Genomic DNA, 15,759 nt, shown 5'->3' with positions numbered 1-15,759 from the left:
AAACCCTGAATTATAAAGCTTTTTTGCGGAGACAAGACAGCCGATGACGGCCGTGCCGCCAGCTCGTTGCCCGAAAAATGGGGACAGCCTCCATTTTCCCGGCAACAGTTTCCCAAAATCGAGGACTGTCCCCGATTTTTGGAAATTATTTCCGGCGCCACTCCAGCCAGCGCTCGCGGCCCTGGAACACGGGCAGCGAGTCCTTGACGGCTTCGTCCGCCTCCAGCTCGAAGTGCGGGGCCAGCAGTTCCTCCAGCTGGGCGCGTTCGATGCCGAACGGCGGGCCTTTCGACGTGGCGCCCAGGAAGAAGTAGCCGGCCAGCAGGCCGCCGCGCGGCAGCAGCTGCGCCCAGCGCTCGGCGACCCGCGGCCACAGGTCCGGCGGCACCGCACAGAGAAACGCGCGTTCGTAGATGACGTCCAGCGGCTGCGCCGGCTGGTACGTGAAGAAGTCGGCCTGGACGATGCGCTCGGGCCAGCGCTTGACGACATGCCGGGCCCGCTCGACGGCGGCCGGCGAGAAGTCGATCGCCGTGGCGTCCCAGCCCGCCTCGCACATCAGGTCCAGTTCGTACGCCGAGCCGCAGCCCGGGATCAGTGCGACGGGCGCTACTACGGCCGCGTCCGCCGCGGCGTCGCGCTCGGCCACCAGGTGGCGCAGGCGCTCGGGAATGCCGCCCTGGTCCCAGGGCATGAAGCGCTGGGTGAAACGCTCATCCCAGAACGCGGCTTGCAGGGGATCGCGGCTATCGAAATTCGGGTTGGCAGGCTCGGCCATCACATCGCTCCTTGCCAGCGCAGCCAGGCCTGGAAGCCCACCGCGCCGGCGACAAACGCACCGACAAAGAACACAAAGAAACTCAACAGACGATTGGTGCGGCGCTGTTCTTCCGCCAGCTGGCGCAACAGGTCGTTGGCATGGGGGTCGCGGTCGCTGATCGCGATCAGCGCCTGCTGCGCCAGGCGCGGCAAGGTCGGCAGGATGTGCGAGTAACGCGGCCCCTCCGCCTTCAGGCGGTCGAGCAGGCCGCGCCAGCCCACCTGCTCGGAGACCCAGCGCTCCAGGTGCGGCTTGGCCGTCTTCCACAGGTCCAGTTCAGGATCGAGCACGCGACCCATGCCCTCGATGTTCAGCAAGGTCTTCTGCAGCAGCACCAGCTGCGGCTGCACTTCCACGTTGAAGCGGCGCGACGTCTGGAACAGGCGCAGCAGGATCTGGCCGAACGAGATGTCCTTCAACGGCCGGTCGAAAATCGGTTCGCAGCAGGCCCGCACGGCCGCTTCCAGTTCGTCGACGCGGGTGTTCTTCGGCGCCCAGCCCGATTCGATATGGGCCTCGGCCACGCGCTTGTAGTCGCGCCGGAAGAACGCCAGGAAGTTCTGCGACAGGTAATCCTTGTCATAGTCGTTCAACGTGCCGACGATGCCGAAGTCCAGCGCGATGTAGCGGCCGAACGTGGCGGGATCGATCGACACGAGGATGTTCCCGGGGTGCATGTCGGCATGGAAGAAGCCGTCGCGGAACACCTGCGTGAAGAAGATCTCGACGCCATCGCTGCCCAGCTTTTTCAGGTCGACGCCGGCCTCGACGAGGCGGTCGATCTGCGACACGGGGATGCCATGCATGCGCTCCATCGTGATGACGTTGCTGGAGCAGTAGTCCCAGAACATCTCCGGCACCATCAGGAGGTTCGAATCGGCGAAGTTGCGGCGCAGCTGGGCCGCGTTGGCCGCCTCGCGCATCAGGTCCAGCTCGTCGTGCAGGTATTTGTCGAATTCGGCGACCACTTCCTTCATCTTCAGGCGCTTGCTGTCGCGCCACAGCCGGTTGATCCAGTCGGCGGCCAGGTTCATCAGCGCCACGTCCTCGTCGATCAGCTTCTTCATGCCGGGACGCAGCACCTTGACGGCCACCTGCGTGCCATCGGGCAGCGCGGCAAAGTGCACCTGGGCGATCGACGCCGACGCCACCGGGATGCGCTCGAAGCGGGCAAACAGCTGGTCGGGATGGGCGCCCAGCGAGCGCTCGATCTGGGCGATGGCCAGGTCGGAGTCGAACGGCGGTACCCTGTCCTGCAGCTTGGACAGCTCCAGCACGATATCGGCGGGGATCAGGTCGCTGCGTGTGGACAGCACCTGGCCCAGCTTGACGAAGATGGGTCCCAGCTCCTCCAGCGCGAGGCGCAGGCGCACCGCGCGCGGGCTGGACAGGTTACGCCAGAAGAACGCCGTATCGATCACGCGGTTGATGCCCGGCTTGTCGAAGCCGGAGATCGCGATCTCGTCGAGGCCATATTTGACGAGGACACGCAGAATCTTGAGCAGGCGAAGAAATTTCAGGATCATCGAGTTTCCGTGTGAGGGGTAGTGCCGGCCGGCGCCTGGTTCGGCTGCCGTTGCGCGAATTTCTGTTCCAGCTTTTCCAGCCGCTTGATGGCGCGCTCGACGTCGTCGCGCAGGCGCGTGACATCGGCCGCGAACGGTTCCGTCACGGCGGGCCGCACCAGCAGGGGCTGCTCCTCGAGGAAATACTCGGCCACGTTTTCCGTCAGCTTGCGCTGGCCCGTCTGCAGCGAGGCCAGCGCCCCTTTTGCCCCCGCCACCAGGCGCACGGCGGCGATCGGCCCCACCAGCTTCTCCAGGTCGTGCTCGGCTTCCCAGCGCAGCGACTGCGACAGGCGCGAGATCGCGTTGGCGAACTCCGCATCGCCCTCGATCTGCACGTAGGAGAACGCCCGTTCGCGGTTCTGCGCGATCAACGGCAGGTCGGACAGCTTCAGCCGGATCGTCACGGCCGGTACGACGTCGCTCGAGGCCGCCTGCACCATGCCGTCGGCGGCCACCATCAGGCGCAGCTCGACGGGCGACGCATCGATGCGCGCGACCTTGCCGGCGTACTGCTTGAGCTCGGCGCGCGCCCAGTCCTCCTGCGCCAGCAGGTGGTTGATCGTGGCCGCGGCCGGCATCGACAGGGTCGGCAGCTGCCCCGGGATGGGAAGTAGGGAAAACAGGTTGGGAAGCATATCGTGGGCCCAAAAAACAAAACCGCCCTGGAAAATCCCGGGCGGTCTTGATCTTACCAGTTTGCAGGAGTTTAACCCTGCACAAAGAGCACTTGCGTGGGTCAGTCCACGTCAGGCGACCTGCTGGATCCCGCCCAGCAGCCAGCCTTCATTGCCGTTGACCGGCTTGACCAGGTTCCACACTTCGTGGAACGGCTCGGCCAGCGCGTCCGGTGCCGGCTTGATCTGGCCACGGAATTCCACGCTGGCCAGGTAGTCGGTACCGTTGTTCTCGATGCCCAGCAACTCGGCGTCGATGTGCACGACATCGGTGTAGTCGGCCTTGCCGCCGCGCTCCGCGATCTGCAGCTTCAGCTCGGCAAACACTTCCGGCGTCGTGAATTCGCGGATGTCGGCCACGTCACCCTTGTCCCACGCAGCCTGCAGGCGGATGAAATTGCCCTTGGCGTGACGCAGGAAGCTTTCCTTGTCGAAGTCGGCCGGCACACCCCATGGCGCATGGGCTGGCGCCGGCTTGTTCAGGTCGATGCCCGACGAGACGGGCTGGTACGACGCCGGCTGCAGGCCGGAGCCGATTTCCGGCGTCGCGACGCCGCGCGTTACCGGCGTATCGAGGCCCTTGTTGTTGCCGAAACCGGCGCCGCCGAAGCCGCTGCTGGCGCCCGTGCCGCTGTAGCCGGCCATCGCCGGCTGCGCGCCGCGCGAACGATTGCGGATCATGCGCCAAATGAAGAAGATCGCACCGGCGATCAGGGCAAAGGTGAGGATCGTGCCGATCGCGCTGGCCAGCGCGCCGCCGATGCCCAGGTGCGACAGCAGCGCGCCCAGGCCCAGGCCCAGCAGCGCACCGCCGAGAATGCCCTTCCATGGGCTGGGGCGCGGCGGGGTCACGCCGGGCGTCGGTGCCGGCGTGGCGGCCGGACGGTTGACGCCCTGCTGCGGCGTGGCGGCCGGGGCCGGACGCGGCGCCATCTGCTTGACGCTCTGGGACTGGCGGCCGATGGAACGACCCCCGCCCATCGGACGCGCAGCCAGCTCGGCCATCATGGACATGGCCGAGAATGCGATCGTTGCGCCGATCAGGAATTTTTTCAGTTTCATTTGGCAGTTCCTTACAGTTTGATGCCAGTGTGTAAAGCGGCCACACCTGCCGTCAGGTTGTAATACTGGACCCGCTCCAGGCCGGCCGCCTGCATCATCGTCTTCAGGGTTTCCTGATCGGGATGCATGCGGATCGATTCGGCCAGGTAGCGGTAGCTGTCGGCATCGCCGGCAATCCTCTGTCCTAACCAAGGTAGCACGGAGAACGAATACAGGTCGTACGGCTTTTGCAACGGTTCCGCGACTTTCGAGAATTCCAGCACCAGCAGCTTGCCGCCCGGTTTCAGCACGCGGCGCATCTCGGACAATGCGACGTCCTTGTGCGTCATGTTGCGCAGGCCGAACGCCACGCTGACCCGGTCGAAATAGTTGTCCGGGAAGGGCAGCTTTTCCGCGTCGCACAACAATGTGGGGGTGACCAGGCCACGGTTCAAGAGCCGGTCGCGGCCCACCCGCAACATCGATTCGTTGATGTCGGTCAGCCATACCTCGCCGGTCGGGCCCGCCTGCTTGGCAAACGCCTTGGCCAGGTCGCCCGTGCCGCCGGCAATGTCCAGCACCTTGAAGCCGGGCCGCACGCCCGCGTTGGCGATGGTGAACGTCTTCCAGAGGCGGTGCAGGCCACCGGACATCAGGTCGTTCATTACATCATACTTGGCGGCGACGGAATGGAAGACCTTGGCGACTTCCTTTACTTTCTCGTCTTCATTGACGGTCTTGTAACCGAAATGGGTGGTGTTGGTCATGGTGAGGGGGCCTGTTGAACTGACAGCATTATACAAGCGCGACCGCCTTCGCCCGCGATCGGGAAAATCGCCCTGAAATCGCTTGACTTATTTGCAATTCGCAGCATTCCTTCAAAAATCTGTCAACCGGCCTGCGCAACGCTGCGTTAAGTGATCAGTCAGGCCCAAACGGCCACGTCAACAACGGAGGAACACATGCAAGTTCAACATCAACTCCCGAAGGATATCTATTTCCCGGAGATCGATGAGGCTACCCGCCAGATGATCGACGCCACCGACGCGCAGGCTCGCCGCGCGCAGGCGGACAAGGTCCCTGCACCGATGCCGTTCAATGCAGAAGCCATCCGCACGCTGCCGCCGGCAGCCCGCGCCGCCTTCCGTTATATCTGGGAACGCGAGCAGCGCCGCTACGAAGAATTCATGCTGAACAACCGGGCGGCCGCGAACTAATCGGCGTCCGGAAGATTCCGGGACAGTCCCGGAATCTTCACTCTCCTGTCCCGTCCTGGCTGCCGCTGCGCAGCCAAGCCAGCCATCGCCAGATGGCCCGGCCCAGCACAACACGTCCTTGTTGTTGCTTCCTCTTCAGCTTTTCCGATTTCGCAAGTGCCCTGCGATGGCCCGGCGCCGCCCTGAACCCGGCGGTCCCTGACACCAGGGGTCTACATCAGTGGTGGTGCCCGCAAGCATGCGGCTTCGCAGCCGCCCCCGGCAACACCGTGCCCGGCTCGCGTCCGCTGTCGCCCTCGAAGCCGGCGGCGTGCAGGCGGGCCAGGTAGTCGGCCCAGCGCTCGTCCAGGTTGGCGCCCAGGTCGTACAGGTATTCCCACGTGTACAGGCCCGAATCGTGGCCGTCGCTGAAGGTGGGCTTGACGGCGTAGTTGCCGACCGGTTGCAGGTCCAGCAATGTCACGTCGCGTTTGCCGACTTGCAAGACTTCCTGGCCGGCGCCATGGCCGCGCACTTCGGCCGATGGCGAATACACGCGCAAGAGCTCCAATGGGATGTTGAAGGTTCGGTTGTCGTCGAAGCCGATCTCGAGGACTCGCGATTTGTTGTGGACGGTAAGGCCGGTGCAGTCAGGCATGGTGGAGCTCATTGAGTTGGTCGACGATGGCCGCGTGCAGGCGCGGCAGCAGGGCGGCGCGTGCTTGCAGCGCCCCGGGCGCCGCGTCGCGCTGGCGCGCACCCCATGTCGGGTTCGGGAAGTGCGCGTCGTCAGTGTAGCGCGGGATCACGTGCCAGTGCACGTGCGGTGTCATGTTGCCGAAGCTGGCCAGGTTGACCTTGTGCGGTGCCAGGACGGCACGCTGCGCCGTCTCGACAGCCCAGACGGCGGCCATGACGTGCGCCCGCTCGGCCGGCGCCAGGTCCGTCATCTCCTTCACGTGCGCCTTCCAGACGACGCGCGTGAAGCCGGGGTAGCCCGGCTCGTCGACGGCAACGACCGCCAACTGCGCATCCTCCCAGATGACGGCGCCCACCGGGGGCGCGGCCAGCAGCGTACACAAGTCGCACGTCACACCAGCACCCGCTCGATGCCGCCGTCGTTGGCGCGCCGGACGTAGTCGGGCAGCCAGTTCTCGCCCAGCAGGTGCTTGGCGATTTCCACGACGATGTAGTCAGCCGTCGTGCCCGAGTCCTCATTGTAGCGCGACAGGCCCTGCAGGCACGATGGGCAGCTGGTCAGGATCTTGACGTTGCCGTCGAAACCGTCCGCGCGCAGCTTGTCCGAACCCTTGACCATCTCGTCTTCCTTGCGGAAGCGCACCTGCGTCGAGATGTCCGGGCGCGTCACGGCCAGCGTGCCGGACTCGCCGCAGCAGCGGTCGTTCTTCTCGATCTTTACGGCGTCATGCGTCTGCACCAGCGCGTTGACCGTCTTGACCGGGTCCTGCAGCTTCATCGGCGTGTGGCAAGGGTCGTGGTACATGTAGCGCGTGCCCGTCACCCCTTCCAGCCGGACGCCCTTCTCGAGTAAATACTCGTGGATGTCCATGATGCGGCAGCCGGGGAAGATCTTCTCGAACTCGTAGGTCGACAGCTGGTCGTAGCACGTGCCGCACGAGACCAGCACCGTCTTGATGTCCAGGTAGTTCAGCGTGTTCGCCATGCGGTGGAACAGGACGCGGTTATCCGTCATCATCTTCTCCGCCTTGTCGTAGTCGCCCGAGCCGCGCTGCGGATAACCGCAGCACAGGTAGCCCGGCGGCAGCACTGTCTGCACGCCCACTTCCCACAGCATCGCCTGCGTGGCCAGGCCCACCTGCGAGAACAGCCGCTCGGAGCCGCAGCCCGGGAAGTAGAACACCGCTTCCGTGTTGGCGTTGGTCTTCTTCGGATCGCGGATGATCGGGATCATCTTGTTGTCCTCGATGTCCAGCAGCGCGCGCGCGGACTTCTTCGGCAGGTTCCCCGGCATCTTCTTGTTGATGAAGTGGATCACCTGCTCGCGCACGGGCGGCTTGCCCGTCGTCGGTGGCGGCGCCTTGGTCTGCGCCCGCGCCACCTTCTTGAACACCTCGTTGCCCAGGCGTTGTGCCTTGTAGCCCCAGCCGATCATCGTCTGGCGCGCCGCGTTGATCGTGCCCGGGTCGGTCGCGTTCAGGAAGAACATCGACGCGGCCTTGCCGGGGTTGAACGAGCGCTTGTCCATCTTGCGCAGCAGGTTACGCATGTTCATCGACACGTCGCCGAAGTCGATGTTGACGGGGCACGGCGTCACGCATTTGTGGCACACGGTGCAGTGATCGGCCACGTCCTCGAACTCCTCCCAGTGGCGGATCGAGATGCCGCGGCGGGTCTGTTCCTCGTACAGGAACGCCTCGATCAGCGACGACGTCGCGAGGATCTTGTCGCGTGGCGAATACAGCAGGTTGGCGCGCGGGATGTGCGTGTTGCAGACGGGTTTGCACTTGCCGCAGCGCAGGCAGTCCTTGATGCTGTTGGCGATCTCGCCGATGTCGCTCTGCTGCATGATCAGCGACTCGTGGCCCATCAGGCCGAAGGACGGCGTATAAGCGTTCGACAGGTCCGCATGCATGCCCGGCAGGTTCAACAGCTTGCCCTTGTTGAAGCGCCCTTCCGGATCGACACGCAGCTTGTAGTCGCGGAATTCGCCGATCTCGTCTTCCGTCAGGAACTCGAGCTTCGTGATGCCGATGCCGTGTTCGCCCGAGATGACGCCGTTGAGCGAACGGGCCAGCTGCATGATGCGTGCGACGGCCTTGTGCGCGTCCTGCAGCATCTCGTAATGGTCCGAGTTGACGGGCAGGTTCGTGTGCACGTTGCCGTCGCCGGCGTGCATGTGCAGCGCCACGAACACGCGGCCGCGCAGCACCGTCTTGTGGATCGCCGCCGCTTCGTCCAGGATCAGCTTGAATGCGGCGCCGTTGAAGATCTGGCGCAGCGGCGCGCGCAGCTCCTGCTTCCAGCTGACGCGCACCGTGCGGTCCTGCACGATGTCGAACAGCGTGGCCCGCGGCTGCTTCTGCAGGCGCTGCTCGAACGCGTCGCTCGATTCTTCCAGGCCCAACTGGTACAGCTCCAGGCGCGCGTCGGCCAGCGGCTTGTCCAGGTTCGCCAGCAAATAAGTCCAGCGTGCCTGCACCTGTTCGATCAGGGCCAGGGCCTGTTGCGGGCGCTCGCCCAGCATCTCGGCATCGCCCACCTTGTCGTCGGTGGCGTCGTCGCTCTTGCCGATCGGGAGGTTACCGCCGGCGATAAAGGCGCGCAGCGCTTCGGCGAACTGCAGCTTGTTCTTGACCGACAGCTCGATGTTGATGCGCTCGATGCCATCGGTGTACTCGCCCATCCGGTTCAGCGGAATGACGACGTCCTCGTTGATCTTGAACGCGTTGGTGTGCTTGGCGATCGCCGCCGTGCGGGCCCGATCGAGCCAGAACTTCTTGCGCGCCTCGGGGCTGACGGCGACAAAGCCTTCGCCCACGCGGGTGTTCGCCAGGCGCACCACTTCCGATGCGGCCAGGGCGACGGCATCCTCGTTGTCGCCGACGATGTCGCCGAACAGCGCCATCTTCGGCAGCACGCCGCGCTTCGATTTGGTCGCATAGCCGACCGCGCGCAGGTAGCGCTCGTCCAGGTGCTCCAGGCCGGCCAGGCGCAGGGTGGCGAACTGCTCGCCTTGCGCGGGCAGGCCGTCCAGGTAGTCCTTGATCTCGACGATCGACGGAATCGCGTCGCGCGCCTGGCCGAAGAACTCCAGGCAGACGGTGCGCGTAAATTTCGGCATCTTGTGCAGGATCCAGCGCGCGGACGTGATCAGGCCGTCGCAGCCTTCCTTCTGGATGCCCGGCAGGCCGGCCAGGAACTTGTCGGTGACGTCCTTGCCCAGGCCCTCCTTGCGGAATTTGCGGCCGGGGATCTCCAGCGTCTCGGTCTTGAACGGCGCACCCTTCGATTCGCCCTTGGCGTTCGGGTGCGTCCATTCGAGCTGGAAGCGCGCCACCGGCGCGTCGTGGATCTTCGACAGGTTATGGTCCAGGCGCGTCACTTCCAGCCAGTCGCCGTTCGGGTCGACCATGCGCCACGAGGCCAGGTTGTCCAGCGCCGTGCCCCACAGCACGGCCTTCTTGCCGCCGGCGTTCATCGCGATGTTCCCGCCGATGCAGGAGGCATGCGCCGACGTGGGGTCGACGGCAAACACGAAGCCCGCCTTCTCGGCCGCTTCCGACACCTTGTTGGTGATGACGCCCGCTTCCGAATAGATGGTCGCGTACTCGCGGTCCACGCCCGGCAGCACCTTCATCTCCACCTGGCCGAGGGTCAGCAGCTTTTCCGTGTTGATCACGGCCGACAGGGGCGACAGCGGAATGGCGCCGCCCGTGTAGCCGGTGCCGCCGCCGCGCGGGATGATCGTCAGGCCCAGTTCGATACAGCCTTTCACCAGGCCGGCCATCTCGTCTTCCGTGTCCGGCGTCAGCACGACGAACGGATACTCGACGCGCCAGTCGGTCGCGTCGGTCACGTGCGTGATGCGCTTCATGCCATCGAAGCAGATATTGTGCTTGTCGGTATAGCGCGACAGCACCTTGGTGGCGCGCTTGCGCAGGTCATACATCTGGCGGAATTCTTCGCCGAAGTCGGCCACGGCCTTGTTGGCGGCGGCCAGCAGCTTCTCGACGTTGCCGCTGCGGCGCGCGGCGTCGCCGCCCGCTTCGTCGGCATCGACCGTCAGCCGGCGCTTGTCCACCTCCGACAGGCGGTGGTGCAGCGCATCGATCAGGGCCTGGCGACGTTTCGGGTTGTCCAGCAGGTCATCCTGCAGGTACGGATTGCGGCGGACCACCCAGATATCGCCCAGCACCTCGTACAGCATGCGCGCGGAACGGCCCGTCTGGCGCGCGTCGCGCAGCTCATCCAGCAGTTGCCAGGCCTCTTCCCCCAACAGGCGAATGACGATCTCGCGGTCGGAAAACGACGTGTAGTTATAGGGAATTTCACGGACGCGGCTGGGTGCATGACCGTCGGGCGTTTCGGCAAGAAGTGCCTGGATTTGTGCTGGGGCGTTCATTATGCTGGAGGGACAGAAGACGCTAGGAGGGCCATTCTAGCGTATTGCGGCGCACAACGCGGCAACAGCCTTAGGCTTGGGCCGGGTTCCGTTAACGTCAATTGGCAAAATATTATTCGGCTAGGTGATCAGTTGTGGGCCTTGCCGTTGGCTTTTCAAGGTGTGGATAACTAAAATTTGCAGGAATTGCGAAAGTGCAAAATTAGCTGCACCGCACGCAACACCATCAACCGCCCAGCACGCGCACAAGGCCGCGCCAGAAGCCGTCCGGTACGTACAACAGCAGCGCCGTCATCGTCAGGTAACGGGCAAACTTGCCGATCGCCATGTACATCACGGCCGGCCAGAACGGCAGCTTGAGCCAGCCGCCCAGCGTGCACAGCGGATCGCCGATGCCGGGCACCCACGACAGCAGCATGGTCTTGGCGCCATGCTTTGCCAACCAGCCAAACCAGCGGCTTTCGCGCTCCTTGGCGAACGCCGCCTTGGCGTAGTACCCCATCCAGTAATCGACGATGCCGCCCAGCGTATTGCCGCACGTGGCCACGGCGATCGCCGGCCAGAACAGGGCCTCGTTGGCCTTCACGACGGCGAACACGGCCGGCTCGGAACCCAGGGGCACGAGTGTGGCGGAGACAAAGCTGATGAGGAAGACCGATGTCAGTCCCACGGCCGGCGCGGCCAGGAACGCCAGCAGCCATAGGATCGCCGATTCGATCATGGCATGGTCCGGCGGGGGGATGGCTGCGCTGGCGCGGTGTCGGTCATCTGGATTTGAGGGTGGCTGGAGGAGTCCATTATAATGAGTCGCACCCAGCACATCCCGCACGAATGAACTGTCCGGCACACCCGCCGGCCCCGTGTTCGCTGCCTCTCTCCGGTTACCCGCCGTTGACATGTTGTCTCCCCCGGAGCGATCCGGTCAACCGACTTTGCAGACCATGACAATCGACTACCTGAAGAAAATCCTGACCGCGCGCGTCTACGACGTCGCTGCCGAAACGCCCCTGGAACTGGCGCCGACCCTGTCGCAGCGTTACCAGAACCGAATTTATTTCAAGCGTGAGGACATGCAGGACGTGTTCAGCTTCAAGGTCCGCGGCGCCTACAACAAGATGGCCAACCTGACGGAAGCGCAATTGAAGCGCGGCGTCATCTGCGCCTCGGCGGGCAACCACGCGCAGGGCGTAGCGCTGTCCGCGGCCCGGCTGAACTGCCGCGCCGTGATCGCGATGCCGACGACGACGCCCACCGTCAAGATCGACGCCGTCAAGGCGCGCGGCGGCGACAACGTCGAGATCGTGCTGCACGGCGAGTCGTATACGGATGCCTACAACCACGCGCTGATCCTGGAGCAGGAACAGAAGCTGACGTTCGTGCACCCGTTCGACGACCCGGACGTCATCGCCGGCCAGGGCACCATCGGCATGGAAATCCTGCGCCAGCATTCCGGCCCGATCCACGCGATCTTCTGCGCCATCGGCGGCGGTGGCCTGATCTCGGGCGTGGCGGCCTACGTCAAGCAGATCCGGCCGGACATCCGCATCGTCGGCGTGCAGTCGCTCGATTCGGACGCAATGGCGAAAAGCCTGAAGGCGGGCGAGCGCGTGACGTTGCCGGACGTGGGCCTGTTCTCGGACGGCACGGCGGTGCGCCTGGTCGGCGAGGAGACGTTCCGCCTGGCGCAGCAGTACGTGGACGAGATCATCATCGTCGACACGGACGCCATCTGCGCGGCGATCAAGGACGTGTTCACGGACACCCGCTCGATCCTGGAGCCGGCCGGCGCGCTGGCCATCGCCGGCGCCAAGGCGTACATCGAGCGCTCGCAGCTGACCAAGAACCCGATCAGCAACGAGACGCTGGTGACGATCGCCTGCGGCGCCAACATGAACTTCGACCGGCTGCGCTTCGTGGCCGAGCGCGCCGAGCTGGGCGAGTTCCGCGAGGCCGTGTTTGCCGTCACGATGGCCGAGCAGCGGGGCAGCTTCAAGCGCTTCTGCTCCCTTGTCGGCCCGCGCAATGTCACCGAGTTCAACTACCGCATCAGCGACAAGGACCAGGCCCACGTGTTCGTCGGCGTGCAGATCGCCGACCGCAACGAATCGAGCGCGCTGGCGCGTCGCTTCGAGGAGCACGATTTCAAGACGCTCGATCTCACCAACGACGAACTGGCCAAGACTCACTTGCGCCACCTGGTGGGCGGACGCAGCGCGCTGGCCAAGGACGAGCTGCTGTACCGCTTCGAGTTCCCGGAGCGCCCGGGCGCGCTGATGCGCTTCCTGGACAGCATGGCGCCGAACTGGAACATCTCGCTGTGCCACTACCGCTCGCAGGGCGGCGACGTGGGCCGCATCCTGATCGGCCTGCAAGTGCCGCCGGAAGAGATGGGCGAATTCGCCAACTTCCTCGCCACGCTGGGCTACCGATACTGGGACGAGACGCAGAACCCCGTCTACAAACTGTTCCTTTAAGCCGCTTAAAAACCCGGGACAGACCCCTGTTTTGAGGAAACTTTCCTCAAAACAGGGGTCTGTCCCGGGTTTGTCTTTTGCGCTACCATGGCGGGCTTTCCCGCACCAAAAGCCACGCCGCCATGACCAATTCCGCCGACCAGTCGCCACTGGGCAAGAACTCCGCCTACCGTACCGATTACGCGCCCGAGCTGCTGTTTCCGATCTCGCGCCAGGGCAAGCGCGACGAGCTGGGCCTGTCAGGCACGCTGCCCTTCTTTGGGGTCGACATCTGGAACGCCTATGAGCTGTCGTGGCTGAACATGCGTGGCAAGCCGCAGATCGCCGTGGCACGCATCACCGTGCCGGCGGACTCGCCCAACATCATCGAGTCGAAGTCGTTCAAGCTGTACCTGAACTCATTCAATCAAACCCGCCTGGGCGGGCCGGAAGCGCTGCGCGACCTGTTGCAGCAGGACCTCTCGGCCGCCGCCGGCGCCAGCGTGCACGTCGTGCTGACGTTGCAGGAAGACTTCGGCAAGCTGCAGATGGGCGAGCTGGACGGCGTGCTGCTGGACCGCCTCGATATCGAAGTGGACAACTACGCGCCCCAGCCGGAAGTGCTGAAGGCGAACTTCGACGAGCTGCCCGTCGAGGAGACGCTGGTGTCGCACCTGCTGAAGTCAAACTGCCTCGTCACGGGACAGCCGGATTGGGGCAGCGTGCAGATCACGTATGCGGGGCCGCAGATCGACCAGGAAAGCCTGCTGAAGTACCTGATCGGTTTCCGCGAGCACAACGAGTTCCACGAACAGTGTGTGGAACGCATCTTCACGGACATCCTGCGCCAGTGCCGGCCCCAGCACTTGAGTGTGTATGCGCGCTATACCCGCCGCGGCGGCCTTGATATCAATCCATGGCGCACCAACTACAGCAGTGGGGGACGACCGTCCAATCTCCGCAACGCAAGGCAATGATCTGTGCCCAGTCAAAACTTTTTCATGGGGTTTTGCTCTGCCGAAGGCCAAGCGGAGTAGCATGGGTACAGGCAGGCAAAAATCGGCGGATGAGCAAATGGCCGAGCAAAAAGCAGGCAGGCGGCCGGGTTTTGACGTAGAAATAGCCCCCAACTGAGTCAGTGCATTTGTGATAATTTTGTTGTCAGCTTCAGATCGCTCCCGCTGTTGTCCTGAACACAACCCGGGCCGAGCAATTTCAAGTTACACGACGGACAAAGAGGCCTATAATTCTGCTCGCCAGTCCCTTTTGTGCGCCGCACCATATTACGTCGCGTTATGAACAACCTGAGTAAAATCCTGTCGCCCGAGAACGTCCAGCTGGATCTGGAAGTGTCGAGCAAGAAGCGCGCTTTCGAGCAAGCCGGCCTGATCTTCGAGAACAATTGCGGAATCGCCCGCTCGACAGTGTCGGACAACCTGTTCGCGCGCGAACGCCTGGGTTCCACGGGCCTCGGCCATGGCGTCGCCGTGCCGCACGGTCGCATCAAGGGGTCGAAGAGCCTGAAGTCGCCACTGGCCGCGTTTGTCCGGCTGGCCGAGCCGATTCCGTTCGAGTCGCCGGACGGCAAGCCCGTGAGCCTGCTGTTCTTCCTGCTGATTCCGGATCACGTGACGCAGCAGCACCTGGAGATCCTGTCCGAAATTGCCGAGATGTTCTCCGACGACAGCTTCCGCACGGCTCTCGCCACCGATCCGGACGCCCGCTCCGTGTATCGCCGTATCGTCAATTGGCAACCCAGCCTGCAGGCCGCAGGTTAAACTAAGGGATCGATATTTTCTGCGGGTAACACCATGTTGCAATCTCCTCTGACGATCCAACGGCTGTACGACGACAATCGGGAGACATTGCAACTGGGCTGGTTTGCCGGCTTCCCCGGCGGCGAGCGCCAGATTTCCGGCGACGCCGCCTCCGCCGCCGACCAGGTGGGCCACCTGAACACGATCCACCCGGGCCGCATCCAGGTCTTCGGGCACCAGGAAATCAATTACTACCACCGCCTCAAGGCGCTGACGCGGGCCCACGTCATCGGCGAGCTGATCGCTGGCGGGCCGCCCGCGCTGATCATCGCCCAAGGGCTGGAAACGCCGCCCGATATCCTCGCGATCTGCGACGAAAAGAATATTCCCCTGTTTTCCACGCCACTGCCGGCAGCGCAGGTGATCGACTTCCTGCGCGTCTACCTGTCGAAAAAGCTGGCCCAACGCATCATCATGCATGGCGTATTCATGGACGTATTGGGCGTCGGCGTGCTGATCACGGGCGATTCCGGACTGGGCAAGAGCGAGCTGGGCCTGGAACTGATCTCGCGCAGCCATGGCCTGGTGGCGGATGACGCCGTCGAATTCTCGCGCATCGCGCCAAACATGATCGAAGGGCGCTGCCCGCCCCTGCTGCAGAACCTGCTGGAAGTGCGCGGGCTGGGCCTGCTGGACATCAAGGCCATCTTCGGCGAAACGGCCGTGCGCCGCAAGATGCGCCTGAAGCTGATCGTCCACCTGGTGCGGCGCTCTGCGCTGGAAGAGGAAGTGGAACGCCTGCCGTTCCAGTTCCCGACGGAAGACGTGCTGGGCCTGCCGATCCGCAAAGTCGTCATTCCCGTCGCCGCCGGCCGCAATATCGCCGTGCTGCTGGAGGCTGCCGTGCGCAATACCATCCTGCAGTTGCGGGGGATCGATACGTTGCAGGAGTTTATGGAGCGCCAGAGACAGGCCATGAGCGGCGACTGAAGTCGCAAGGGTCTGTCCCCGCAGGGGACTGACCCTGAAGTTTGCCAAGTCCGTCGAGACGCTTCGGACTTCGGGGTCAGTCCCTTGCAGGGACAGACCCCAGGTCGGTAAGCGTCTCTCCTGCATCAACCGACCGGGTCGCGGCGCATCCCTGCC

Annotated in this window: 14 protein-coding genes; 5 read left to right on the top strand and 9 right to left on the bottom strand. The window is 64.2% G+C overall.

Translation table 11 applies throughout. The annotated features are described in order from the left end of the window. Window positions 1-145: 145 nt before the first annotated feature. From PX653_RS24855 to ubiE, 5 genes are all read right to left on the bottom strand, one after another. Entirely contained in the window at window positions 146-778 is a 633-nt protein-coding gene (locus PX653_RS24855) for a methyltransferase (protein ID WP_277415322.1), read from the bottom strand. Beyond that, on the bottom strand, window positions 778-2,346 hold the full coding sequence (ubiB, locus tag PX653_RS24850) for a ubiquinone biosynthesis regulatory protein kinase UbiB (protein WP_277415321.1): 1,569 nt from the start codon (window positions 2,344-2,346) through the stop codon (window positions 778-780). The genes PX653_RS24855 and ubiB overlap by 1 nt, the downstream gene beginning before the upstream one ends. Further along, complete coding sequence (locus tag PX653_RS24845; RefSeq protein ID WP_277415320.1) at window positions 2,343-3,023, bottom strand: ubiquinone biosynthesis accessory factor UbiJ; 681 nt, start codon at window positions 3,021-3,023, stop codon at window positions 2,343-2,345. Before PX653_RS24845 ends, ubiB begins: the two co-directional genes overlap by 4 nt. 111 nt (window positions 3,024-3,134) lie before the next feature. Continuing rightward, a complete protein-coding gene (locus PX653_RS24840) occupies window positions 3,135-4,124 on the bottom strand; it encodes a Tim44 domain-containing protein (RefSeq protein ID WP_277415319.1) in 990 nt (329 codons plus the stop codon). Between the two features lie 11 nt (window positions 4,125-4,135). After that, window positions 4,136-4,870, bottom strand: a complete 735-nt coding sequence (gene ubiE / locus PX653_RS24835; RefSeq protein ID WP_277415318.1) for a bifunctional demethylmenaquinone methyltransferase/2-methoxy-6-polyprenyl-1,4-benzoquinol methylase UbiE — start codon at window positions 4,868-4,870, stop codon at window positions 4,136-4,138. Between the two features lie 195 nt (window positions 4,871-5,065). Between ubiE and PX653_RS24830 the strand changes: the two genes are divergently transcribed. Next, a complete protein-coding gene (locus tag PX653_RS24830) occupies window positions 5,066-5,320 on the top strand; it encodes a hypothetical protein (RefSeq protein ID WP_146172030.1) in 255 nt (84 codons plus the stop codon). A gap of 217 nt (window positions 5,321-5,537) precedes the next feature. On the opposite strand, the gene PX653_RS24825 is transcribed toward PX653_RS24830, so the two are convergent. The 4 genes from PX653_RS24825 to PX653_RS24810 all read right to left on the bottom strand — a co-directional run bounded on the left by PX653_RS24825 (window position 5,538) and on the right by PX653_RS24810 (window position 11,124). Then, entirely contained in the window at window positions 5,538-5,957 is a 420-nt protein-coding gene (locus PX653_RS24825; RefSeq protein WP_277415317.1) for a gamma-butyrobetaine hydroxylase family protein, read from the bottom strand. Continuing rightward, window positions 5,950-6,393 (bottom strand): HIT family protein, encoded by a 444-nt coding sequence (locus PX653_RS24820; protein WP_277415316.1) that lies wholly within the window; start codon window positions 6,391-6,393, stop codon window positions 5,950-5,952. The genes PX653_RS24825 and PX653_RS24820 overlap by 8 nt, the downstream gene beginning before the upstream one ends. Next, the gene (locus PX653_RS24815) at window positions 6,390-10,403 is read right to left on the bottom strand and encodes a DUF3683 domain-containing protein (protein ID WP_277415315.1); all 4,014 of its coding nucleotides are present in this window, start codon (window positions 10,401-10,403) and stop codon (window positions 6,390-6,392) included. Before PX653_RS24815 ends, PX653_RS24820 begins: the two co-directional genes overlap by 4 nt. A gap of 226 nt (window positions 10,404-10,629) precedes the next feature. Beyond that, entirely contained in the window at window positions 10,630-11,124 is a 495-nt protein-coding gene (locus PX653_RS24810) for a YqaA family protein (protein WP_277415314.1), read from the bottom strand. A 220-nt stretch (window positions 11,125-11,344) separates the two neighbouring features. On the opposite strand from PX653_RS24810, the gene ilvA reads away from it, so the two are divergent. The 4 genes from ilvA (at window position 11,345) to hprK (ending at window position 15,603) form a co-directional block, all read left to right on the top strand. Continuing rightward, complete coding sequence (gene ilvA / locus PX653_RS24805; protein ID WP_277415313.1) at window positions 11,345-12,877, top strand: threonine ammonia-lyase, biosynthetic; 1,533 nt, start codon at window positions 11,345-11,347, stop codon at window positions 12,875-12,877. A gap of 122 nt (window positions 12,878-12,999) precedes the next feature. Further along, the gene (queF, locus tag PX653_RS24800; protein WP_277415312.1) at window positions 13,000-13,833 is read left to right on the top strand and encodes an NADPH-dependent 7-cyano-7-deazaguanine reductase QueF; all 834 of its coding nucleotides are present in this window, start codon (window positions 13,000-13,002) and stop codon (window positions 13,831-13,833) included. Between the two features lie 318 nt (window positions 13,834-14,151). Continuing rightward, window positions 14,152-14,634, top strand: coding sequence for a PTS sugar transporter subunit IIA (locus tag PX653_RS24795; protein ID WP_277415311.1), 483 nt, complete (start codon window positions 14,152-14,154; stop codon window positions 14,632-14,634). A gap of 33 nt (window positions 14,635-14,667) precedes the next feature. Next, entirely contained in the window at window positions 14,668-15,603 is a 936-nt protein-coding gene (gene hprK / locus PX653_RS24790) for an HPr(Ser) kinase/phosphatase (RefSeq protein WP_107144010.1), read from the top strand. Window positions 15,604-15,759 lie beyond the last annotated feature (156 nt).

Source organism: Pseudoduganella chitinolytica (genome assembly GCF_029028125.1).
In the GTDB taxonomy this organism is placed as follows: Bacteria; Pseudomonadota; Gammaproteobacteria; order Burkholderiales; family Burkholderiaceae_D; genus Rugamonas; species Rugamonas chitinolytica.
Note: the sequence above shows the minus strand (reverse complement) of the source record. Positions and strands in the feature narration are given on the sequence as shown.

What these genes read in the sequence shown, in the direction of transcription:
- PX653_RS24855 (WP_277415322.1), bottom strand. Translation starts at nt 778, where the DNA reads ATGGCCGAGCCTGCCAACCCGAATTTCGATAGCCGCGATCCCCTGCAA.
- ubiB (WP_277415321.1), bottom strand. Translation starts at nt 2,346, where the DNA reads ATGATCCTGAAATTTCTTCGCCTGCTCAAGATTCTGCGTGTCCTCGTC.
- PX653_RS24845 (WP_277415320.1), bottom strand. Translation starts at nt 3,023, where the DNA reads ATGCTTCCCAACCTGTTTTCCCTACTTCCCATCCCGGGGCAGCTGCCG.
- PX653_RS24840 (WP_277415319.1), bottom strand. Translation starts at nt 4,124, where the DNA reads ATGAAACTGAAAAAATTCCTGATCGGCGCAACGATCGCATTCTCGGCC.
- ubiE (WP_277415318.1), bottom strand. Translation starts at nt 4,870, where the DNA reads ATGACCAACACCACCCATTTCGGTTACAAGACCGTCAATGAAGACGAG.
- PX653_RS24830 (WP_146172030.1), top strand. Translation starts at nt 5,066, where the DNA reads ATGCAAGTTCAACATCAACTCCCGAAGGATATCTATTTCCCGGAGATC.
- PX653_RS24825 (WP_277415317.1), bottom strand. Translation starts at nt 5,957, where the DNA reads ATGCCTGACTGCACCGGCCTTACCGTCCACAACAAATCGCGAGTCCTC.
- PX653_RS24815 (WP_277415315.1), bottom strand. Translation starts at nt 10,403, where the DNA reads ATGAACGCCCCAGCACAAATCCAGGCACTTCTTGCCGAAACGCCCGAC.
- PX653_RS24810 (WP_277415314.1), bottom strand. Translation starts at nt 11,124, where the DNA reads ATGATCGAATCGGCGATCCTATGGCTGCTGGCGTTCCTGGCCGCGCCG.
- ilvA (WP_277415313.1), top strand. Translation starts at nt 11,345, where the DNA reads ATGACAATCGACTACCTGAAGAAAATCCTGACCGCGCGCGTCTACGAC.
- queF (WP_277415312.1), top strand. Translation starts at nt 13,000, where the DNA reads ATGACCAATTCCGCCGACCAGTCGCCACTGGGCAAGAACTCCGCCTAC.
- PX653_RS24795 (WP_277415311.1), top strand. Translation starts at nt 14,152, where the DNA reads ATGAACAACCTGAGTAAAATCCTGTCGCCCGAGAACGTCCAGCTGGAT.
- hprK (WP_107144010.1), top strand. Translation starts at nt 14,668, where the DNA reads ATGTTGCAATCTCCTCTGACGATCCAACGGCTGTACGACGACAATCGG.